We start from the raw sequence: 22,540 nt of genomic DNA, 5'->3' as shown, positions 1-22,540 counted from the left end.
ATAATAATAGTTAGCTAACCCCTATTCAATTGGCGCTCCATATGTAAGATTTCTTTAACTGCAGCTTTGTAGGCCGCAACATCTTTTGCCTTTTTGATCTTTTTATAGACCTTTTGGGGATTGGAAAAAGATTGACTGAAATATTCCCAAAAGCCAAGCATTTTCATTCGGATTGGAGTAGGCCCGGACAAAGCCAAATCATAGGCGGTAAAAATAGTATCGTGGAATTCGCTGAAAATATCCAGTCTGTTATTGGGATAGACGGTGCTATTGTTCTTTATCATCTGTGGCAAAAAAGGATCAGCGATAAGTCCTCTTCCAATCATCCAATGGTCTATCATTGGAAACCTTTCCTGCATTTCCCTAAAAACGGATACCGAGGTTATATCCCCATTGTAATATATCTTATGACTGCTTTGGTCCAGACATCGCTGAAACGCATTGAGATCAACCCCGCCTTTATAGAGTTGTTTTCCAATACGGGCGTGGATCGCAATGTTTTTTAATGGATACGTATCCAGCATAGGAAGTACTTCAAGAATTTCCTCACTGTTTTCATAACCCATCCGCATTTTCATGGATACAATTATATCTGTTTCTGAATGGACCCTATCCAGTATCGAGTTTATTTTTTCGGCATCACTGATCAAACCAGATCCCATACCCCTTTTGGTAACCATAGGATATGGACACCCTAAATTCCAATTTAATTCCTTGTATCCCAAGCCCTCAACGTATTTCACCACAAAAAGGAATTCATCCACATCATTGGTCATTACCTGTGGTATAACCTCCAAGGTGTTATTGTTCTCCGGTTGCAAGTCTCGCTGGTACGAAGATTTTATGAGCAGTTTACCATCTAGTCTTATGTAAGGGGCGTAAAAGGTATCAATACCACCAAAATAGTGTTTAAAAGCATTTCGAAATTTGAAGTCCGTAAAACCTTGTAAAGGGGAAGAAAGAAGAGTGCAGCTCATATGTTGTTACCTGCTGCAAATATATTTATTTTTTCCCCTAAAAAGCACCTACATCTTCTATTGTCATTGAAGAATAACTATTCAATCAGCCAACTTTTAATGTGGGGCCAACAATTTCCATTTCATTGTCTAAAAATATCTTGGCCATTTCTGATTTACTGGGCTCATGGTCAAGTGCCGCCACAGTAACAAAAAAATCTTCAATCTTGCCGGCAGGTTGGAAAATGACCGTCATTTTACCCTTCTTGGATGTTTGGGTCCAGGCATGGGGGACTTTTTCTGGAAGGAAGATACTATCGCATGTTTTCAATTCAAATTCATCCTCACCTACCTTAAACTTGTAAGACCCTTCTAGTACATAGAACATCTCATTCTGGAAGTGATGAACGTGTAAAGGAGTGCCCATTCCTTGGGAAATGGATGTCTGCTCAAAAACAGCAAATCCACCATCAGTATCACTTCCAGATACTTTAAGATCTAATATGTTTCTGTTGACCCCTTTTAATTTGATGTGCCCATGAATCCTACCTTCACCGGCTTTAATTTTAAAACCCTTGCCATCGGTTGGGAAATGTGATCGATTTGGTGTGTAGGAGAGGAGAGGAGTGGCTGCCAAAATCATCACGGTCGAAATAAAGCTATTTCTTTTCATAGATTTCAGAATTAAGGTAAAATTACCTACCCTAAAATTAGTGCATTATTGAATATCAAACCTGATAATTGTATGATATTATATTCTAATTGTATAGTAAACAGGTATTTATGATTTTTTGACAATAGGCATTTGAAGAATTTGCGAAACGATCATGCAGATCATAAAAAAACCTCCTAATCTAATCTAATTAGGAGGTAGCATATTTGCTTTGTGCCTATCTAAACTTGGAAAATATCCAGACAAAAAAGGCTTGGTACTTTTAAATATTAGGCTGAGGGGTCATCCTTAAGTAAGGTTTGACCTCCACTACGCCTTTTGGGAATATATTTACAGCATCTGCCGTTGTTATTGAAGGGCTGACCACCACATCATCACCATGCTCCCAATTTGCCGGGGTGGCTACTTTATGGTAGGCTGTAAGCTGCAAGGAATCTATGACACGTAAAAGTTCATGGAAATTTCTTCCAGTTGATGCAGGGTAGGTAATCATTAATTTTACAGTTTTATCCGGGGCAATTATATATACCGACCTTACGGTTAAATTGTCGTCCGCATTTGGATGGATCATATCATATAGCTTGGAAACCTTTTTGTCCTCATCGGCTATAATTGGGAAGTTGACAGTGGTTTTCTGGACCTCATTGATGTCCTTGATCCATTCGGCATGGGACTCCGTGCCATCAACACTTAGGGCCAACATTTTCACATTCCGTTTATCAAATTCCTCCTTAAACTTGGAGGCCGTGCCTAATTCAGTGGTACAAACAGGGGTGAAGTCAGCCGGATGGGAGAAAAGAATTCCCCATCCATCACCTAAATAGTCGTATAGATTTATCATTCCCTGCGAACTGTCCGCCGTAAAATCTGGTGCGATATCTCCTAATCGTATAGTTGCCATATGATTTATTTTTAAAGTTAATATTACCCTATAAAATTAGTAGATTACTCGGTATTCCAATCATTATATGGGTTAAAATAGTATTAAATTTTACAGCCAACATTTGTTATTTCTATGATTCCTTTTTACAATAAGTTTCTTTATTTTTAAATTATGGAAGAATTGGACATGGAGCAATTGCGTTACCCAATAGGGCATATGGCATTGCCTGATATTATTACTGAGGAACATATTAAGGAATGGATATCCATCTTGGAACACTTGCCCATGCGTTTAGAGAATTTGGTAAAGGATCTATCGGATCAACAATTGGAAACACCATATCGTCCTGAAGGATGGACTCTTCGACAGTTGATCCATCATATTGCGGACAGCCACCACCATAGTTATACGCGTTTTAAATGGGCATTGACTGAAGAAAGACCTTTAATTAAAGCCTATCAGGAAAAGGATTGGTCCGCACTTTTTGATGCCCAGACAGGACCTATTGGTCTATCATTGGATTATATGAAGGCCCTACATGGCAAGTTGGTTTATATGCTCAAGGGATTATCTCCGGCAGATCTAGAAAGGGTATATATTCATCCGGATGGGAATATGCCCGTAACAGTGGCCCAGAATATAGGAAAATACGCTTGGCATGGCAGCCACCATTTGGCACATATAGAAAATCTAATTAAACGTGAGGGCTGGAGGTAATGTGTGTTTAAGCTTATGGACTAGGATTTCCATTTGATGTTGCAGCCCATACTTGGTTTTTGAAGGGATGAAATTTTCTCGCCTCCCAATAATTGATCCATAGCGTTTTGAAGGTCTTTTCCGGTTACCGGAATTCCATTGCCCGGACGTGAATCATCCATTTGTCCCCTATAAACCAGTTCCAAATTTTCATCGAACAAATAGAAATCGGGGGTGCATGCCGCTTGGTAGGCCTTTGCTACCTCTTGCGTTTCGTCATAGAGATAGGGAAAGGAAAAATCGAATCTTTTCGCAAATTTTGTCATAAGACCCGGTGCATCCTGCGGGTAATTTATAATATCATTACTGGATATGGCTATGGTTTTAATACCCTTTTTCTGGTATTCTTCGGCTAACTTGCTCACTGTTTTTATGACATGGATCACAAAAGGACAATGATTACAGATAAACATAATCAAAGTGCCTTTTTCACCTTTTAATTCGGCAAGGTCCATTTTTTCCTGGGATGTGGTATCCAAAAGAGAAAAGGAGGGGGCAAGTGTACCCAAAGGCAGCATGTTACTAGGTGTATTGGACATGGTAATCTTTTAAATAGGTTCAAGTCACTGTAAGTTTAAAGTTACAAGAAATTGAATTTTAATCCAATCCAAGAGCGTTAATAATTTCTTTTTCAAGAAGAAAGTCTTCTAAAAAAATGTTGGTTTTTACCCAAACAAGTAGTAATTTATAGTATCTCAAAAATAGAAGGTCATGGATAGGTCATACACATCGTTATCTGAAGCTATTAGTGCCCTGCAAAAAGAAGGTTATACCGAAGATTTTAATCTGTGTAATGCGGGCATTGAGAACAAGAACAAGAAAAAAATTCATCCTGCCTCGGATTTGAACGTGGTTAAATATTATCGTTTTGAGGGAGAGAGTAACCCCGATGATAATATGATACTATACGTTATTGAAACTTCCCATGGCGAAAAAGGATTACTTTTGGACGCCTATGGGGCCTATTCTGGCAATATCTCTGATGAGATGATGCAAAAATTAAAATTAAAAGGATGAACGAAACGCTTACCTGGCCCGAATTCACAAAAGTGGATATGAGGGTAGGAACTATTTTGGAAGTACTAGATTTTCCAGAGGCAAGAAAGCCGGCCTATCAATTACACATAGATTTTGGAAAGGAACTAGGGGTTAAAAAGACGTCGGCCCAGATAACCAAACGATATCAGAAGAGTGATCTCTTGGGGCGTCAAATTGTTGCCGTGATCAATTTTCCCAAAAAGCAGATTGCAAATTTTATGAGCGAATGCTTGGTGTTGGGAGCTGTAGAAGGAGAAGATGTAATCTTATTGCAGCCGGGAAGCGGTGTTCCTAACGGACTTAAAGTATCTTAATAAAAAAGCATCCACTAAGTGTAAATAACTTTGGTGGATGCTTTATAGCTTATAAAAGTATTTAGTTACATGCTCTGGCCAAAGAAAATGGCATTCATCAGTAACTTATTGGTTCCATACCAAAATGCCCTAAAATTGGTATTGTCCGTAAACACAATGACTCTTCCTCTTCCCATTCTATCTACCTGAAAGGGTACACTATTTTTAAGTAGCTTTAAGTTTTCTTCGGATACATAGCCACTCAACAAAGGGTTGTTCGTGTATTGTATGGGATTTTTGTAACTGTCCTTCGAAGGTTCTATATAAATATTGGTGTCCCTGAACATGGGTAAGGTGTTATTTTTATAGCCAAAATTAATTGGGTGGGAGCGATCCAATCTGGTTTCGAAAATAGCGCCACCAGTTTGCTGGGCCCCAAAGAATTTTTCTCTTTGTTCAAATGATATATTTTTGGCCACCAATGTATCTTTTTTAAAGGTTAATTTGGTAAGTTCATTCTTGTTGAACCACTCGACACTATTTTTATAGCCAATAACGGTACCACCGCTATTAACCCACCCTTTTATTTTTTCTGCGATTTTTTTATCCAAACTCCCACGTGAACTCGGAACAATTATGGCAGTATATCTACTCAAATCAGCTCTATTGAAATAATCAGTGTCAATTTTGGTGATTTTCATATCATAACGCTGATCGAATAAATGCCATATTTCACCCGCGTCGTAGGACGAGGTCCCATTACCGACCAAAATGGCCACTTCTTGCTTCTTGATAGGATCAAAGTCGTTGCTTCCCAAATCAATACCCTTGGTTAGACCTGTGCCCACTCCGGTTATTTTGATTCTACTTTCTTTGGCTACTTGGTCCAAAAAGGCATATAAAGCCTTCGCGTCCATTTCTTGATTTTGAACTGGCACCAAAATGGTTCCGTAATCGTATTGCTTCCCTTCCAAGGTAAAAGGGGATTTGGCTACTTTAGCCCTGATGCCTTTGTTTAAGATGGTATTTAGCGCTTTGGGGGTATAGTATTCGTGCCACTCGAACAAATAGGCGTAGTTGCTCATTGCATCAGTACCACCCGATAAAGGTTTAAAATCGGTGATTTCGGGACCGGCATTGCTTAGAGATCCCAATTCAGAATAATCTACATTAAAAGCCATGGGAAAGGTCCATCCTGATATATCATAGAACAGACTGTCCGTAAAACTCGTACGTTTTTCAAACATTGCTTGTATCAGTCTATTATTCTTTTGATCCATTGGAATAACATAGCTGTTTCCTTTTTTGTAAGAAATTCCATTGATGCTCGCATCGCTGGACAACTCATGGAATTTTATTTTCTGTCTGTTTAGGATTTCTGCCAAATGCCAAGTTTTATTGGCATCCTTACTATCGCCAAAAACAATCGCCTTGGTTTTGCTTCTTGCAGCATTTGCTCTGGTATCCTTATAAAAGTCCCTTTGATAGGAAAGAATTTTAGTTCGCATATTTTTGGCTGCCTCAATGGTTGATAGGGCAGTGGTAAATTGATTGCGAATGGTGAATGGAAAGGTCAATAAACCATTTTCACTTTCTTGGATATGTCCTCTAGAGCTTCCCTGTTCAAATAATATGCCTATACTTCCCTGAACATCGGGGTAGGTAGAGCCTTTCCCGTAATAGTAATCGTCGTAATTCTCTTCCGAGTAGTATAATGATCCTATGTTATCCAGGGCCTTTGCATGGTATGATCCAATCTCTGCGGTAAGTTCTTGGTTGATTTTTGGTGTCAATGGGTGAACCCGTGTAGGCTCCCCCGGTTGAAAGAAAAAGGAAGAGTTCGTTCCCATTTCATGATGGTCCGTAAGGATATTCGGCATCCATTTATGAAATGATTCTATACGTGCGCGACTCTCTGGCAGTTGTACAGGCAACCAATCCCTGTTCATATCAAACCAGTAGTGGTTGGTACGCCCTCCAGGCCAAACTTCGTGGTATTCCCTTTCGTTCCCATCGGGATTCAAGTTTTTGCTCTTATTGGTATTCGCCCAATAGGCAAAACGTTGCAACCCGTCAGGATTAAAAGAAGGATCCATCAATATGATCTCTTGTTCTAATAATTCTTCAATAGCTGGCCCTTGTGCAGCTGCCAAATAATAGGCATAGGCAAGTCCGGCATTGGCGCCACTAGGTTCATTCCCGTGGATAGAGAAGCCTTGGTACACCACAATGGGCATATTGTCCAATGCGGCAGTGTTGCCATTGTTATCGGTAAGCGCAATATGATCCTTTCTGATCTGTTCTAAATTGGCGTGATTTTTTGGGGAGGTTACCGTAAGTAATAATATTGGTCTGCCCTCATAGGTTTCCCCTCTATTTTCAATGGTGATGCGGTCACTGGCCTTGGCCAAAGTCTGCATATAGAACATAAGCTTGTCATGGGTTACATGCCATTCTCCAACTTCATGGCCTATTACATCTGCAGGTTTTGGAATACTTGGATCATATGAGATGTTCTGGGGTAAATAATAGTTGAGGTCTAGAGATTCTTGGGCCGTAGTAAATTGAATAAGACCCACGAAAAGAAGGAGTAATAGTTTTTTCATTTTCAGGTTTTGAATTAGTCAGTTGTTAAAAATAAAAAACGGTCCTTAGAAATAAGGACCGTTAAGTTTTATTTAAGAAAAAAAGATACTATATATCATCAAAATCCACATCGGTGAAATTATCCAAAGGGGTTTCTACGTTATCTGTATCCTGTTCTTCTTTTTTGAAATCTTTTTGGTGTCTTTCAGAAATTACCTCAAGGCCTTTTTCATCCACTATGTATGACATCATTTCTTCCAAGATTTCCTTAAAAGCGGTGAAATCTTCTTTATACAAGTAAATTTTGTGCTTTTTATAATGGAACGATCCATCGTCATGTGTAAATTTCTTACTCTCAGTAATTGTCAAATAATAATCACCTGCCTTCGTGCTTCTAACATCGAAAAAATAAGTTCTCCTGCCTGCTCTTAAAACTTTGGAATATATCTCTTCTTGATCCATTAAATCTTTTTCGCTCATTTCTTGTAGTGTCTAGTTACCCAATAACTTGTTAGTCCATCAAAAATGAAAAAAAAAAGCAACACTAACAACATTTTTCTAGTTTTCTTTCTCCGATAGCTGGTTGTGGTATAGCTCTTTGTAGTAACCGTCTTTACTTATCAGAATATCATGTGTGCCCTCCTGTAATATCTTCCCATCTTCCAGAACAATAATTTTATCGGCATTCTTTGCAGAAGATACTCTATGGCTCACTATTAGGGTGGTCCTGTTACGGGATGCTTTTTTTAAATTGTTCAAAATTTCTTCTTCGGTCTCCGTGTCCACCGCGGACAGGCAGTCGTCAAACAAATAGATCTGTGGATCTTTTAATAGCGCCCTGGCGATGGATACCCTTTGTTTTTGTCCACCACTCAACGTGATGCCCCTTTCTCCAAGGATGGTATCGTAGGCTTTGGAGAAGCCCATAATGTTTTTGTGTACTACCGAGTTTTTTGCAACTTCTATTATTTCCTCATCAGTGGCGTCTTCCTTGCCAAATTTAATATTGTTCTTAATGGTGTCTGAAAACAGAAAGGCGTCCTGTGGAACTGCCCCTATGGCTTTACGGAGGCTATTTAGGTTTAAGTTCTTAATGGGAACATCATCTATCAATATTTCACCAGAGCTAACATCGCTTAATCTTGCGATAAGGTCTAAAATGGTAGATTTTCCAGATCCTGTCTTTCCAATGATAGCTACAGTTTCCCCATTATTAATGGTGAAGGAAATATTTTTTAAAGCTGTGATATTGGTATCATCATAGGTGAAAGTAACATCATTGAAGGTTATTTTTCCTTGGATGGGGGTTTCCTCTGTTACTTCGTTTCTTATGTCCGGTTGTACATTTAAGAATTCATTGATCCGTTCCTGGGAAGCTGCGGCACTCTGGACTATGGAGGTCAACCATCCCACAACTGCCACGGGCCAGGTGAGCATGTTCACGTATATGATGAACTCTGCTATAATTCCCATAGATTCTATCTCCCCATTAATGTATTGTTTTCCCCCAATATAAATCACGAATATATTACTGATCCCAATAAGCAGAATCATTAGTGGAAAAAACCAGGCATTGACTTTCGCCAGATCCATGCTTTTGTCTTTTCCTTCATTGGCCAAGCCTACTAATTCCTTACTTATCTGAGGCTCCAAGCCATATGCTTTGATTACCGTAATCCCTGAGAAAGACTCTTGGGTAAAGGTGGATAAGGTGGATAAATATTGCTGTACTATGGTGCTTTTTTTGTGAATGATCTTACTGATATTATAGATAAGGATAGATAAGATAGGTAAGGGTAATAACGTATAAAAGGCAATTGTGGGTGCTTTTATGAACATTATGGGCAATAAACAAGCGAATAGCGTCAGGGTCTGAATACCATACATAATGGCAGGTCCGGCATACATCCTAACCTGAGTAACATCTTCACTGATACGGTTCATCAAATCGCCCGTTCTATTTTTCTTATAAAAGCTTAGATTTAAATATTGATAGTGGTCGTATACTTCATTTTTCAAATCGTATTCAATATACCTTGAAATATTGATAATGGTCTGCCTCATTAAAAAGGTAAAAAAGCCCGAAAGCAGTGCAGCGCCTATAATGATAAGAATGTATTGCAGCAATTCACCTTTCACTAACTCCAAATTGCTATGGTCCCCGGTGAGGTAGTCCTCCATGGCCTTGATCGACTTATTTACATATGGGGGCATTACCAATGAAAAAATTCGGGCAATGATGGTAATGATGATTCCTAAAACCAGTTTGCCCCAGTATTTTTTAAAATACTTATTAATATATTTAAGTTCTTTCATGTAGTTGGCCTCTGTAATAGGCTATGTTTTGGTAACAGTTCGCAAAGATAAGTGATTGGTGCAAAACCAAATGTTATAAAACTGATAAGATAATGCGGTTTCATCTAGGTGGGAATGGAAATATAATACTATTTTTGCGCCGTAAAAGTTTAATTAATCTTAGCTAAAGTTCTTTAAAAATGCTCACAAGAAGGCATATCAGGGTTAAAGTGATGCAAGGTATCTATGCCTTGACACAATCACACAGTGATTCATTGGAAAAACAGGAAAAGTTTTTAAGAGTGAGTATTGAAAACATGTATTCACTATACCTGTTGTCTTTGGGCCTTCTAATAGAGGTTCAGCAGATGGCAAAGGAGCAAGTGAAATTATCCTCTAAAAAATACATGGCCAATGCTTCGGATGAATATCCCAATAAGGAAAAGTTCGTAAACAATGAACTTATGCTTCAATTGGCGAACAACGGTCCCTTAAAAGAAGAATTGGAACGTAGAAAACTCAACAACTGGTATTTGAACGAAGAGTACGTTAAAATAATCTATCGAGAAATAGTTGCCAGCGAATCCTACCAAAAGTATATGTCGATCCCATCTAGTTCCTATCAAGCGGACAAAGAACTGGTTATTGATCTTTTTAGGAATGTAATTGCGCCCAACGAGAAAATCTATGATCATTTTGAGGATGATAAACTTACATGGGTAGATGATATTCCGATTGTAAATACCTTTATTCTTAAACAATTAAAGAAGGTGACAGCCGATAAGACCAACACCTATTTCTTGCCACAATTGGTGCAGGATGAGGACGATCTAGAATTCGCTAAAAAATTATTGGTGAAGACCTTGTTGAACAATGAGGTTTTAGTAAAGGAGATAGAGGGAAAAACACCTAATTGGGATAAAGATCGTATCGCTGATGTAGATGCAATCCTTCTAAAAATGGCTATTTGTGAATTGTTGAATTTTCCTTCCATTCCAGAAAGAGTTACAATTAATGAGTATTTGGAAATTGCCAAGGAATACTCAACACCAAAGAGTAGTATCTTTATAAATGGCATATTGGATAACCTTGTGAAGGAATACAAAGCCGAAGGAAAACTTAAAAAAGTAGGGAGAGGTTTGTTATAAAAGAATATTCCTTAATTTTGAGAACATTAAATAACAATTATAGAAAAGTAAAAATGAAAAGAACAGTCATTACCTTAAGCTTAGTTTCTGCACTGGCTTTATTTTCTTGTAAAGAAAAAGCGTCCACGAAAATCAATGCCGAAAATGTTGAAGTTGCGGCAGAAAGAGATACAGCGGCCAAGAGCCTACCTGTTATGAGTTTTGATAAAACTGAACACGATTTTGGTTCTATTGAGGCAAATACTCCCCAAGAGACTATTTTTTTCTTTACCAATACAGGAGACGCACCTTTGATCATCACAGATGCAAAAAGTACTTGTGGTTGTACAGTACCCGAATTTCCTAAAAACACACCAATTGCACCAGGTGAAACTGGACAGATGTTGGTGAAATTCAATGGTTCAGGTCAAAATCAAGTAACCAAAACTGTTACAGTAACAGCAAATACCGCAAAAGGAACTGAGATTCTAAGGATACAGGCTTTTGTTAACCCAAAAGGAGCTCAAGGAGCTGCTATTCCATTAAAGAAATAATTTAAAAAATGTTAGAACAATATCCATTTCTTCCCCTTGTACTGATTTTTGTAGTGGCCTATTTTTTTATGATACGCCCACAAATGAAACGTCAAAAAGACGAGAAGAAATTTGCGGAACAATTAAAAAAAGGAGATAAAGTTATTACCAAAAGTGGTATGCACGGAAAGATCATGGAACTGAATGACAAGGATTTTTCCTGTATTTTGGAAACCATGGCCGGTAAGATCAAATTTGATCGTTCTGCCATATCTATGGAGATGAGCAAAAAGTTGAACGCTCCTGAACCGGAAAAGAAGTAATATTTCTCAAAGTATATATTAGAAACACCAAAGGATTTCCTTTGGTGTTTTTTTATATCCTATTTCCTGTAAGCGTCATTAAGCCCTATTCCCTGAAGGATGAGTGCCATGCTCTTTTCCAACCTCGTAAGTTTGGTCTTTTCTTGCTTTGCCGTGGAAATATATTCGTAGTATTCTTTCTGTTTGTATGGGGTAAGTAGTTGAAACTGTTTATTTGCTTCCGGATTGCTTTCCAAGCCTTCCTTTAATAAGTCCGGCATTTTTAAGGAGCTACTTTTTTCTTTTTGTAACACCTTGCCCTTCTTTTGATTGACAATGGCTTCCTCCATATATTGAATTACCGCTTTTTCATCAATCTCTTCTATACTACTAAACTTCCAATGCCTCATGGCTTTGGTTTTCCCCTCTTGGGCATTTTCCAAGACACCCTTAGGATCTTTCAGAAATACTCCATTGAAGAACCAAAGGCCAAAGTGTTCCTTGAATGCCATAATACCCAAAACATTTTTATTGTCGATAGTATAGACCGGAGCTCCCCATTTGAGGGTCTCCTCCAATTCGGTCTGTTTGGCCAAACTGCGCAAAAGGACTATGGCGTCCTTAAAATGATGTTCCTTGCTATAAAAGGCTTCTATTTTTTCTGACTTGTCCATTTTTAATTGGTTTGTGCACAATTTAATTCGCATATCTTAACGATGACCTCTACTGCTTTTTGCATACTTTCAACAGGGACATATTCATATTTCCCATGGAAATTATGTCCTCCCGCAAAGATATTCGGGCAAGGAAGACCCATATAGCTTAATTGGGAACCGTCCGTTCCGCCTCGTATAGGTTTTATTATAGGCGTAATTCCAACCGAAAGCATTGCCTCTTTTGCTAATTCCACAATATGAAAAACGGGCTCTACCTTTTCCTTCATATTGAAATACTGATCTTTGATTTCCAAGGATAGGTAATTGCCGTATAGATCATTTAATTTGTTTGCTATAGCTTGTAAGTCGTGCTTGCGTTTTTCGAAAAGGGTTAGGTCGTGATCCCTGATGATCAATTCAATGGTGGCCAACTCAATTTCTCCCTGAATATGGTGAACATGAAAAAATCCTTCCCTACCAGCAGTTTTTTGTGGTACTTCGGCTTGTGGTAAGTGATTGAGAAATTCATGGGCTATCAAGATGGCATTTACCATTTTTCCTTTGGCATATCCTGGATGGACACTTTTTCCATGGATGGTAATTTTGGCCTCTGCCGCATTGAAATTCTCATATTCCAATTCCCCAATTTGGCTACCATCCATAGTATAGGCCCAATCGGCACCAAATTTAGCAACATCAAATTTATGGGCTCCACGACCAATTTCCTCATCGGGAGTAAATCCTACCCTGATTTTTCCGTGTTTAATTTCAGGATGATTGATGAGGTATTCCATGGCCGTTACAATTTCTGTAACCCCTGCCTTGTCATCTGCCCCTAGGAGAGTGGTGCCATCCGTGGTAATAAGAGTCTGGTTCTTGTACAAAAGCAAATCATCGAAATAGGATGGCGATAAAATAATCCCCTTTTCTTCATTAAGGACAATATCTTTCCCATCATAATTCTTAATGATCTGTGGTTTTACGTTGGTGCCACTAAAATCGGGGGAGGTATCAAAATGTGAAATAAATCCTATGGTAGGGACCTGTTTTTCGGTATTACTTGGTAGGGTGGCCATGATATAGGCGTTTTCATCAATGGTTACATCCTGCATCCCAATTTCTTTTAACTCCTCTACTAGTTTATTGGCCAAATTCCATTGCTTGGAAGTGCTTGGAGTGGTGTTGGAACTTGAATCACTTTGGGTGTCTATGGTAACATAATTGATAAATCTGTCTATGATATGCTGCATCGTTTCTTTTTGTTCAAAAATACAATTTTGTTGAACTTAAGAATTCTTCCAAACATCCCAAAATTAAAATTTTAGATTACTCATTATCAGTACATTGGTATAAAAGTGTTACCTTATACATTGATTATTAACTCAAACAACACTATTATGAAGAAAAATTACTCGATTTTCATGGTGCTTTTTTTGGGCGTTCTTAGCATCGCTAGTGCCCAAATTACAGGGACTGTTTATGATGATGAGGGTGCGCCTTTAGCAGGGGCATCAGTTGTCAAGAAAGGTACCACAACAGGTACAACGACCGATTTTGATGGAAAATTCTCCATAAATGCTGAGGTTGGGGATATGCTAGTATTCTCTTATATCGGCTTTGAGAAAAAAGAAATGGTGGCTACCAGCACACCAATGCAGGTCACATTACTTTCAGGGGTAGCGCTCTCTGAAGTAATCATTGTGGGATCTCGTAATCCAAATAGGACAGCGACGGAGAGTACTGTTCCAGTGGATGTTATAGATATGAAAGAACTCAATAATGTGGCTCCGCAAGTTAACCTGAACCAGATATTGAATTATGTGGCTCCTTCCTTTACTTCCAATACGCAGACCATTTCCGATGGAACAGATCATATTGACCCCGCATCATTAAGGGGCTTGGGACCGGATCAGGTTTTGGTTTTAATCAATGGAAAAAGGCGTCATACCTCCTCCTTGGTTAATGTTAATGGTACGTTCGGTAGAGGTAGTGTGGGTACGGATCTAAATGCCATACCTGCCGCCGCAATACAAAGAATAGAAGTATTGCGTGATGGTGCTGCTGCGCAGTACGGGTCAGATGCCATAGCAGGGGTGATCAATATTGTGTTGAACAAATCAGTCAATGAATTGACCACTACAGTAACTACGGGAGCCAATTTTTCCAAAAATGCCAATGACCAAACGGGTGGTTCTGATGGAGAAACTACAAACATTGCCGGTAGTTATGGTCTTCCTTTGGGTGACAATGGTGGTTTTATGACTTTTTCTGGGGATTTTGATGTGCGGGAAGATTATAGCAGAATGAAGGAATGGGAAGGCTCTATCTTTAATTTGTACAATACGGTGGAAAGAGTAGCCAATAATGATGGGTATAATATTGCAAATTTGTTGGATGATGATGTAAACGATGTTATACAGTATACTGATCAAGCAGGAATCAATAGAAATGGGGCTTCTACCAAAGAGGAACTAAGAACTTTGTTGTCTGCGGATAACACGGAGGCAGAGCTTGCTGCCAGAGGGCAACAACGAAGTGATTATAACATGAGAGTTGGGCAGTCTGCTTTAAGAGGTGGGCGGTTGTTTGTCAACTTTTCCTTACCCGTGGATGATAGTGGAACTGAGGTATACTCTTTTGCGGGGATAAGTTCCAGAATAGGAAATTCAGCGGGATTCTATAGATTGCCAAATCAGAGTAGAACCTATACTCCAGCTTATATTAATGGATTTCTGCCTGAGATCAATTCCAATATTAAGGATAGATCTTTATCTCTAGGAATCAAAGGATTGGTTGGGGATTGGAGTGTGGATTTTAGTAATACTTATGGAAAAAATGCCTTTTTGTATACCATTGGTAATACCTTTAATGCCTCGTTGCAAAATGCCTCTCCTACCACTTTTGATGCAGGAGGATTTTCTTTTGCGCAGAACACGACAAATTTAGACATCACTCAGTTTTTTGATGATGTGATGTCTGGGCTGAACATTGCTTTTGGTGCTGAATATAGGGTTGAGAATTATGAGATTGTAGCAGGGGAAGAGCCTTCTTATGCCCAATATACAGCTAATGGACAAGTGATTAAATTAGCTTCGCAAACAGCCTCACAAGATTTTTTTGGAGCTGGAAGACCTGGGGGGTCACAAGTCTTTCCTGGATTTTCTCCAAGTAATGAATTGTCCAGAGGAAGAAGTAGTGTAGCTGGATATTTTGATGTAGAGGCCGATTTTTCAGAAGCTTTTCTAGCAAGTTTCGCTACTAGATTTGAAAATTACAGTGATTTTGGATCGACCATCAATTTTAAATTGGCCTCAAGATATAAAGTGACTGGCAATTTTAACATTCGGGGTGCAGTAAATACAGGTTTTAGAGCTCCATCGTTGCATCAGATTAATTTCAATTCCACCTCTACGATATTCGATAATCAAGGGAACCCTCAAGAAGTGGGAACATTTGCCAATGATAGTAGGGCTGCAGACTTATTGGGGATCCCTCAGTTGAAGGAGGAGACGTCGAGTAGTGTTAGTTTGGGTATGACGGCAAATATTCCAGAAGCCAATTTATCGGTAACTGTAGATGGTTATTTCGTAAAAATCAATGATAGGGTTGTTTATACTGGTCAATTTAGTGGTCCAGGAACTGGTAGCGAATTGGATAATCTTTTGAGACAAGCCAATGCTACCGCAGCTTCTTTCTTTGCCAATGCCATAGATACGGAATCCAAAGGTTTGGATGTGGTGATTACCCATCGGACAGATTTAGGTATCTCTTGGCGTTTAAAATCTGATCTGGCTGGTACTTTTTCTAAAACTAAAAAGGTAGGGGATATCAATGCCTCACAAGTATTACGTAATGCTGGCTTGGTAGGTACGTATTTTCCCGAGGATAGTAGAGTGTATTTAGAAGAAGCTGTTCCTAGGACCAAAATTAACTTGTCCAATAGCCTTACTTCTGATAAATTCATCATCTTTTTACGAAATGTGTATTTTGGAGAGGTGACCGAAGCGACAACAACGGTTGCTAACCAACAGGTATTTGGCACTAAAGTAGTGACAGATTTGTCTGTTGGCTATAAGGCAACGGACGCCTTAACCTTTACCTTAGGGGCTAACAACCTTTTTGATATCTATCCAGATAGGGCAGAAGAATCTTTTGGTAACCGAAGTTCTGGTCGTTTCGATTGGTCTAGAAGGGCCCAGCAATTTGGAATTGGTGGACGTTTCTTATTTGCCAGGGTGAGTTTTACGCTAAAATAATATAAACAATAAGTAATAATCCAAGGGCCACTGCTAGAAGTGGCCCTTTTTTATGCCAACTTGGGAATCATTTAGCTGGAAACAAGACATAACTATGGAATTCTGTTTATATCTTAGCATCTCAAACCAGTTAAGCAGTACTTAGGATATGTGGTTAAGAGAAGGAAAGGCATTGATAGTATTATTTTTCCTGTGCAGTATTGGAATAGCCCAAGAATGTACCCTGGGAATTGGAGGAAGGGACGCTGAGACCATTATCCAAGTTTTTCAATTGAAAGATGATCAGGTTGCAAAAATGAATGAGTTAAGAACTTCACTGGACATGGAGACCTCCCCATTAGAGCAGGAGATCAAAAATCTTTTGGAGACACATCCACAAGCTACCCCAGAGGAATTGACCGAACTGGCAGTTAAATTTAAGGTGCTGGAAAGTAAAATAGTTCATATTTCCAGATCTTATGATCAAAAGCTTCTAGCTTTATTTAACCAGAAGCAATACCAAAGATATGTTGAGTTATGCCACGAGGCTGTAAGGACGCCTTTGAAAATTGAACCTATCCCTGAATAACTTTGTCTAGATGTTAATAATTTAGTGGTGATACCTCTTTCCACAAGTTATGAGTTTGTATTTTTGTTAAAATTTTAAAGGAATTCATGTACAAGCTTATTCTAAGACCCTTATTTTTTCTTTTTGATCCTGAAATGGTCCATCATTTTTCATTCACTATGATCAAGTTATTTTCCAAGATTGGTTTTTCTGGATTGTTCAGATCTCTTTATGTTTTGGAAGACCCAAGATTGGAACGGGAAGTTTTTGGATTGAAATTTAAAAACCCGGTAGGGTTGGCGGCAGGCTTCGATAAAAATGCCGTGCTCTATAATGAGTTGGCAAATTTTGGTTTTGGCTTTGTGGAAATAGGGACATTGACTCCTAAACCTCAAGAAGGCAACCCTAAAAAAAGACTGTTTCGACTGCCAGATGACAAGGCGATTATCAATAGAATGGGATTTAATAACCTCGGTGTCTTTGATGCTGTGGAACAATTAAAGAAAGAGCATAGGGTACTCATAGGTGGTAATATTGGAAAAAACAAAGTCACCCCTAATAAGGAAGCTGTAAAAGATTATTTAATTTGTTTTGATGCCCTTTTTGATTACGTGGACTATTTTGTTGTAAATGTGAGTTCTCCAAATACCCCTGGGTTAAGGGAATTACAAGATAAAGAGCCATTGACTGCCCTGTTGAAAGAATTGAAGAAAGAGAACACTAAATTGGCATTAAACAAGGCGGTGAAGGAAAGACCTATCCTTTTAAAAATAGCGCCAGATCTTACGGATAGCCAATTGTTGGATATTATACAGATTGTTGCCGACACCAAAATTGATGGCATTATCGCTACCAATACCACCATAGGAAGGGAAAATTTAAAATCACACCTTACGCTTTCTGAGGAAATGGGTGGGTTAAGTGGTAAGCCATTGACTAATAGAAGCACAGAAGTTATCCGATTTCTTTCCGAGAAAAGCAACAAGGCCTTTCCTATTATAGGGGTAGGAGGCATACACTCCGGAGAAGACGCCCTGGAAAAATTGGCTGCAGGTGCAGATCTTGTCCAAGTCTGGACTGGTTTTGTCTATGAAGGACCAGGCCTGGCAAAGAAAATAAATAAGGCTATCTTAAGGTCACAACTATAGGGCGTAAGACCTATTGATGCGTCCAGTAATCTACTACCAGCACATCTTCAAGATACGGAGTAAGCACTGCACCAAATGCTTTATGGTCTGGATGAGGAAGATAAATGCCCCGGTCCTCTTCTGTTTTAAAGGTCAATAAATAGCAATGTGTAAAACCTTTATTTAATTCTTCTGGGCTATTGTTCAAACCCCATTCATAGGAATGTATTGCTTTTATTTTGCTCGGGAGCGCATTAAAAGCCTCCTCAACTGTTGTTATTTCAGATTTGGTGGTGCCTTTCTTAAATTTAAAAAGCACTACATGTCTTAAGACACTGTCTTGTGTTTGTATATTGTTTGCTTTTAAAGGTTGGGCCATTTTAGTTGGGGCGGTAAAGCCTAGCATTAGTAATATTATTACAAAGGGAACAGCAAATAGAACTTTCATTTTTTTTGTTCAAGATAGAAAAAATACCTTAACTGTATTTCTTAATTCGTATTTTGGAATTTATAAACTAAGCTATTGAACTACGAGATTTTATACGCCTTTGTAATGGCAACAGCTGCTCTGGCAGTAGCCCCCGGTCCCGATAATATATATGTTTTGATGCAAAGCATAACCTACGGAAAAAAGTTTGGGTTAGCTACAGTCGCCGGATTGATCTCAGGCTGTTTGATACATACCACCTTATTGGCCTTTGGTGTATCGGCAATTATAAAAGGAAGTGAGACCATATTTTTTAGTATTAAATTATTGGGAGCTCTTTATTTGTTTTATTTGGCATTTATGGTTTTTAAAAGTGCGCCTGATATTCATTTAGGGGAGACGCACATTGCAAAAAAGAGTCTGTGGCAGCTGTTTAGAAAGGGATTCATTATGAATGTTCTCAATCCTAAGGTCACTATCTTTTTCTTAGCTTTTTTTCCTGGATTTTTATTCAGTAACGAGCTGAGTACTGTAATTCAATTTTATGTTTTGGGCTTGTTGTTTATGGTTGTTTCATTTATCATTTTTGGACTGATAGCTTTGCTTTCTGGAGCAATATCAGATTATATCACCAAACATTCAGGAGTTGGCCATTTTTTAAAATGGTTGCAGATTTTTGTATTTGTAGGTATTGGGGTTTATATCCTATTTTCGGATAAATAATAGTAATTTTGAAATCGTCATAAAATATATTCATGTCCGAAAAGGTCAAAATTATAGAATGTCCCAGAGATGCCATGCAGGGAATAAAGGCTTTTATCCCTACAGAGAGCAAAATAAAGTATATACAAGCGCTGTTGCGCTGTGGTTTTGATACTATCGATTTTGGTAGTTTCGTATCCCCTAAGGCAATTCCCCAAATGGCGGATACTGCAGAAGTATTGGCAGGCCTGGATCTCAGCAGATCCCAAAGTAAGTTGCTGGCCATTGTGGCCAATGTGAGGGGGGCTGAGGATGCATGTCAGCACGATGCCATAGATTATTTGGGGTATCCTTTTTCCATTTCCGAAAACTTCCAAATGCGGAATACCCATAAAACCATAGCAGAGTCCGTTACCACCTTAAAAGAAATCCTGAGCTTGGCCAAGGCGTCCAATAAGGAAGTGGTCACCTATATTTCCATGGGTTTTGGAAATCCTTATGGGGACCCATGGGATGTGGATATAGTGGGGGAGTGGACTGAAAAACTTGCGGATATGGGAGTTAGGATATTGTCCCTTTCAGATACAGTAGGATCCTCTACTCCAGAAGTGATCAATTACCTATTTTCTAATCTAATACCCAAATATCCTGAAATTGAATTTGGTGCTCATTTGCATACCACACCTTCCAGATGGCATGAAAAGGTAGATGCTGCCTATAAGGCCGGGTGCCGAAGATTTGATGGGGCCATTCAAGGTTTTGGAGGGTGTCCCATGGCCAAAGATGAACTTACAGGAAATATGCCCACCGAAAAGATGCTATCATACTTCACTAAAGAAAGGTCGGATACCGGCGTAAATTGGATGACATTTGAAGCTACTTACAATAAAGCAACAGAACTTTTCTCTCTATATCATTGATAATTAATTTGTTGTGATTTTTATTTAGATTTAATATAAATAAAGTTTGTGAATATTAAAGTGCGTCATATATTTGCATCCGAATTTTATGTTTATCCAATCTAAATAAGAACAATTTATAATGAAAAGAATTTCTTTACTATTCGGTTTACTCTTGACTTCAGGAGTTTTCGCACAGACCGCCAATGATTCTATAACCTTGGATCCCCAAAAGCAATTAAATGCAGCTCAGCGTTTACTTTCCGGAAATTATGCATCTGCGGTTACTGTAGGAGCTTATGGTGAAATGCTTTATAATCAGCCTGAGGGGGGTAATGGAGAATTAGATGTTCAAAGGCTGGTATTGCTTTTAGGGTATAGATTCAATGATAGAACCCAGTTTGTGACTGAAATTGAATTTGAGCACGTAGAAGAGGTTTACGTTGAACAGGCTTTTGTGAATTACAACCTGGGAAATAATGTTAACCTTAGAGGTGGATTAATGTTAGTGCCAATGGGAATCATCAACGAATATCATGAACCAACTACATTTAATGGAACAGAGCGTCCAGCCATGGACAATGTAATTGTCCCTACTACTTGGAGAGAATTAGGGGTAGGTGTTTTTGGAAGGGTGAATGACCTTTCCTTAGGGTACCAAGCCTATATTTTCAACGGATTTAAATCTACCGAAGCAGATGGTTCAGGAGGTATAAGTGGCGTATTAAAAGGATCTAACGGTCTTAGGGGCGGAAGACAAAAAGGTATACAGTCTACCATAGATAGTCCAACCCTTTCCACAAAATTGGATTACTACGGAATACCAGGCCTTCGTTTGGGACTTTCAGGATATTTTGGAAAGACACAAGCTACAGATGATGTTGAGGAAGTTACAGGTGCAAATATAGGAATTTCAATGGTCGGTTTCGATGCGAGATATGCCTATGAGAAATTTACAGCAAGGGGACAATTTGTTTACGCTTCCCTTTCTGATACGGAAGATTACAACACATTAACCGGTAGGGATTTGGGTAGTGCACTTCAGGGCTGGTATGTAGAAGGAGCTTATAACTTATTGCCAGCTAGAAATGAGCAAAAGTTGTTCGCCTTTGCAAGATATGAAAGATATGATACCCATGCCGATACTGCAGGAGGTTTGGCGAGAAATGATGCCTATAACAAAACAGATGTTACAACAGGTCTTACCTATCACTTAGCTCCAGGAGTAGTTTTAAAAGGAGATTATCAGTTTAAATCCAACAAGGTGGACAATGGGGATACACCAAACGTGTTAAACTTTGGGATAGGAGTTTGGTTCTAATCCAATAAAAATAAAATTTCTAGTTCATGGCCCTAAATATGTCAATTATTATTAAAAATGATTCTAAATTAGTATATTTGGGGCATGAATTATAGAAAACAGATAACGGTTATCTTAGCATTATTTTCATTGGTATTTTTGGGATTTGGAATTCCAAAATATATTCAAAAGAAAATGGACAAGGAAATAGAGAAGGTCTTTGAAACTTCGACGTATTCTATGCAACCTATATCTGTTTCCAAGGCATTGAATGAACAATTGCCTACTAAGATCACCAATGAAAACTTCTTTAAAGTAAAACAGGGTAATACTTTATTGGGGTATGCTTTTGTAGATCAGGCGTCAAGTAAAACTGCAAAATTTGATTACTTGGTCGTCTTTAATCCCAAATTGGAAATTATACATTCCAAAGTATTGATTTACCGCGAAGAATACGGTGGTGAAATTGGAAGTAGGAGATGGTTAGAACAATTTTTAGGTAAATCAGGAAATGATAGGGTAAGTCATGAGTCCAATATTGATGGAATTTCTGGAGCTACTATTTCTGTCCGCTCCATGACAAATGCCGTTGATGACTTGCTTCAAACTATTGGGAAGCTGAAAGCAAACAAGGTACTATAATGCGCTATAACGGACTTCTCTCTACCTTGCCAAGAGAGCTCAAAATCTTTATAGGTGCTTTTGTAGTTGTACTTTCAATTGGTTTTTACACTGGACTTCTGTTTGTCAACGAGACCAGTACAAGTTCTGCACAAGGCATTGAGGAAAATTACTTGGGTAATGAGGCAGATGAAGAAGCCGAAATAATGAAATTTAAAAAGAGTGATAGGGAAATGCTCACTATTGTGCATACCCACATTCTTTCCATGTCCTTCATCTTTTTTCTACTTGGAGGAATATTGTGGTTTGCCAATCTTTCCAAAAATCTAAAATTATTTCTGACAGTTGAGCCTTTATTATCGGTCGTTTTGACCTTTGGAGGTATTTATTTTCTTTGGAGTGGCGTACTCTGGATGAAATATGTCATCATTTTTTCTGGAACATTGATGACAGCCACCTTTACGGTGTCCTCATTATTAGTCTTGTACCAATTGATCTTCCATTCATCTTCCTCACAATTAAAAAAGTAACATCTCGATAGTTACTGATAAATGTAGTATATT

The 22,540-nt window shown here is 38.6% G+C and carries 24 protein-coding genes; 14 read left to right on the top strand and 10 right to left on the bottom strand.

Annotated features, from left to right (window positions below):
• Positions 1-14: 14 nt before the first annotated feature.
• The 3 genes from ABXZ32_RS01855 to ABXZ32_RS01845 all read right to left on the bottom strand — a co-directional run bounded on the left by ABXZ32_RS01855 (position 15) and on the right by ABXZ32_RS01845 (position 2,530).
• A complete protein-coding gene (locus ABXZ32_RS01855) occupies positions 15-977 on the bottom strand; it encodes a tRNA-dihydrouridine synthase family protein (RefSeq protein WP_354616984.1) in 963 nt (320 codons plus the stop codon).
• Positions 978-1,062: 85 nt separating this feature from the next.
• Complete coding sequence (locus tag ABXZ32_RS01850; protein WP_354616983.1) at positions 1,063-1,629, bottom strand: cupin domain-containing protein; 567 nt, start codon at positions 1,627-1,629, stop codon at positions 1,063-1,065.
• Positions 1,630-1,891: 262 nt separating this feature from the next.
• Positions 1,892-2,530 (bottom strand): peroxiredoxin, encoded by a 639-nt coding sequence (locus ABXZ32_RS01845; protein ID WP_354616982.1) that lies wholly within the window; start codon positions 2,528-2,530, stop codon positions 1,892-1,894.
• Between the two features lie 153 nt (positions 2,531-2,683).
• On the opposite strand from ABXZ32_RS01845, the gene ABXZ32_RS01840 reads away from it, so the two are divergent.
• Complete coding sequence (locus ABXZ32_RS01840) at positions 2,684-3,229, top strand: YfiT family bacillithiol transferase (protein ID WP_354616981.1); 546 nt, start codon at positions 2,684-2,686, stop codon at positions 3,227-3,229.
• A 20-nt stretch (positions 3,230-3,249) separates the two neighbouring features.
• Here the strand turns inward: ABXZ32_RS01840 and ABXZ32_RS01835 are convergent, their stop codons facing one another.
• Complete coding sequence (locus tag ABXZ32_RS01835) at positions 3,250-3,807, bottom strand: thioredoxin family protein (protein ID WP_354616980.1); 558 nt, start codon at positions 3,805-3,807, stop codon at positions 3,250-3,252.
• Positions 3,808-3,979: 172 nt separating this feature from the next.
• On the opposite strand from ABXZ32_RS01835, the gene ABXZ32_RS01830 reads away from it, so the two are divergent.
• Both ABXZ32_RS01830 and ABXZ32_RS01825 read left to right on the top strand, forming a co-directional pair.
• Positions 3,980-4,285, top strand: a complete 306-nt coding sequence (locus ABXZ32_RS01830) for a phosphoribosylpyrophosphate synthetase (protein ID WP_354616979.1) — start codon at positions 3,980-3,982, stop codon at positions 4,283-4,285.
• Positions 4,282-4,620, top strand: coding sequence for a tRNA-binding protein (locus ABXZ32_RS01825; protein ID WP_354616978.1), 339 nt, complete (start codon positions 4,282-4,284; stop codon positions 4,618-4,620). Before ABXZ32_RS01830 ends, ABXZ32_RS01825 begins: the two co-directional genes overlap by 4 nt.
• 65 nt (positions 4,621-4,685) lie before the next feature.
• Here ABXZ32_RS01825 and ABXZ32_RS01820 read toward each other — a convergent pair whose 3' ends face one another.
• From ABXZ32_RS01820 to ABXZ32_RS01810, 3 genes are all read right to left on the bottom strand, one after another.
• On the bottom strand, positions 4,686-7,205 hold the full coding sequence (locus ABXZ32_RS01820) for a M14 family metallopeptidase (RefSeq protein ID WP_354616977.1): 2,520 nt from the start codon (positions 7,203-7,205) through the stop codon (positions 4,686-4,688).
• Positions 7,206-7,293: 88 nt separating this feature from the next.
• The gene (locus ABXZ32_RS01815; protein WP_354616976.1) at positions 7,294-7,665 is read right to left on the bottom strand and encodes a PUR family DNA/RNA-binding protein; all 372 of its coding nucleotides are present in this window, start codon (positions 7,663-7,665) and stop codon (positions 7,294-7,296) included.
• 78 nt (positions 7,666-7,743) lie between these two features.
• Positions 7,744-9,501, bottom strand: coding sequence for an ABC transporter ATP-binding protein (locus tag ABXZ32_RS01810; protein WP_354616975.1), 1,758 nt, complete (start codon positions 9,499-9,501; stop codon positions 7,744-7,746).
• A gap of 179 nt (positions 9,502-9,680) precedes the next feature.
• Between ABXZ32_RS01810 and nusB the strand changes: the two genes are divergently transcribed.
• From nusB to yajC, 3 genes are read left to right on the top strand one after another with little or no spacing between them, the layout of a single operon-like run.
• The gene (gene nusB, locus ABXZ32_RS01805) at positions 9,681-10,628 is read left to right on the top strand and encodes a transcription antitermination factor NusB (RefSeq protein WP_354616974.1); all 948 of its coding nucleotides are present in this window, start codon (positions 9,681-9,683) and stop codon (positions 10,626-10,628) included.
• A 53-nt stretch (positions 10,629-10,681) separates the two neighbouring features.
• Positions 10,682-11,161, top strand: coding sequence for a DUF1573 domain-containing protein (locus ABXZ32_RS01800; RefSeq protein WP_354616973.1), 480 nt, complete (start codon positions 10,682-10,684; stop codon positions 11,159-11,161).
• 8 nt (positions 11,162-11,169) lie between these two features.
• Entirely contained in the window at positions 11,170-11,463 is a 294-nt protein-coding gene (gene yajC, locus ABXZ32_RS01795) for a preprotein translocase subunit YajC (RefSeq protein ID WP_354616972.1), read from the top strand.
• 59 nt (positions 11,464-11,522) lie between these two features.
• Here the strand turns inward: yajC and ABXZ32_RS01790 are convergent, their stop codons facing one another.
• Both ABXZ32_RS01790 and pepT read right to left on the bottom strand, forming a co-directional pair.
• Entirely contained in the window at positions 11,523-12,116 is a 594-nt protein-coding gene (locus ABXZ32_RS01790) for a YdeI/OmpD-associated family protein (RefSeq protein WP_354616971.1), read from the bottom strand.
• 2 nt (positions 12,117-12,118) lie between these two features.
• Complete coding sequence (gene pepT / locus ABXZ32_RS01785) at positions 12,119-13,348, bottom strand: peptidase T (RefSeq protein WP_354616970.1); 1,230 nt, start codon at positions 13,346-13,348, stop codon at positions 12,119-12,121.
• Between the two features lie 147 nt (positions 13,349-13,495).
• Between pepT and ABXZ32_RS01780 the strand changes: the two genes are divergently transcribed.
• The 3 genes from ABXZ32_RS01780 to ABXZ32_RS01770 all read left to right on the top strand — a co-directional run bounded on the left by ABXZ32_RS01780 (position 13,496) and on the right by ABXZ32_RS01770 (position 18,049).
• The gene (locus ABXZ32_RS01780; RefSeq protein WP_354616969.1) at positions 13,496-16,354 is read left to right on the top strand and encodes a TonB-dependent receptor; all 2,859 of its coding nucleotides are present in this window, start codon (positions 13,496-13,498) and stop codon (positions 16,352-16,354) included.
• Positions 16,355-16,502: 148 nt separating this feature from the next.
• Positions 16,503-16,922, top strand: a complete 420-nt coding sequence (locus ABXZ32_RS01775; RefSeq protein WP_354616968.1) for a hypothetical protein — start codon at positions 16,503-16,505, stop codon at positions 16,920-16,922.
• A gap of 86 nt (positions 16,923-17,008) precedes the next feature.
• Complete coding sequence (locus ABXZ32_RS01770; protein ID WP_354616967.1) at positions 17,009-18,049, top strand: quinone-dependent dihydroorotate dehydrogenase; 1,041 nt, start codon at positions 17,009-17,011, stop codon at positions 18,047-18,049.
• Positions 18,050-18,059: 10 nt separating this feature from the next.
• Here the strand turns inward: ABXZ32_RS01770 and ABXZ32_RS01765 are convergent, their stop codons facing one another.
• Positions 18,060-18,476, bottom strand: coding sequence for a Dabb family protein (locus ABXZ32_RS01765; protein ID WP_354616966.1), 417 nt, complete (start codon positions 18,474-18,476; stop codon positions 18,060-18,062).
• Between the two features lie 75 nt (positions 18,477-18,551).
• Here ABXZ32_RS01765 and ABXZ32_RS01760 point away from each other — a divergent pair, with 75 nt between their 5' ends.
• The 5 genes from ABXZ32_RS01760 (at position 18,552) to ABXZ32_RS01740 (ending at position 22,507) form a co-directional block, all read left to right on the top strand.
• The gene (locus ABXZ32_RS01760) at positions 18,552-19,178 is read left to right on the top strand and encodes a LysE family translocator (protein WP_354616965.1); all 627 of its coding nucleotides are present in this window, start codon (positions 18,552-18,554) and stop codon (positions 19,176-19,178) included.
• 32 nt (positions 19,179-19,210) lie between these two features.
• Entirely contained in the window at positions 19,211-20,077 is an 867-nt protein-coding gene (locus tag ABXZ32_RS01755; protein ID WP_354616964.1) for a hydroxymethylglutaryl-CoA lyase, read from the top strand.
• A gap of 121 nt (positions 20,078-20,198) precedes the next feature.
• Positions 20,199-21,377 carry a hypothetical protein gene (locus ABXZ32_RS01750; protein WP_354616963.1) on the top strand — a complete coding sequence of 393 codons (1,179 nt, stop codon included), beginning with the start codon at positions 20,199-20,201 and terminating at the stop codon, positions 21,375-21,377.
• 84 nt (positions 21,378-21,461) lie between these two features.
• The gene (locus ABXZ32_RS01745; protein WP_354616962.1) at positions 21,462-21,998 is read left to right on the top strand and encodes an FMN-binding protein; all 537 of its coding nucleotides are present in this window, start codon (positions 21,462-21,464) and stop codon (positions 21,996-21,998) included.
• Positions 21,998-22,507, top strand: coding sequence for a hypothetical protein (locus ABXZ32_RS01740; RefSeq protein ID WP_354616961.1), 510 nt, complete (start codon positions 21,998-22,000; stop codon positions 22,505-22,507). Before ABXZ32_RS01745 ends, ABXZ32_RS01740 begins: the two co-directional genes overlap by 1 nt.
• Positions 22,508-22,540 lie beyond the last annotated feature (33 nt).

Source organism: Sediminicola luteus (genome assembly GCF_040566555.1).
GTDB lineage: Bacteria > Bacteroidota > Bacteroidia > Flavobacteriales > Flavobacteriaceae > Sediminicola.
Note: the sequence above shows the minus strand (reverse complement) of the source record. Positions and strands in the feature narration are given on the sequence as shown.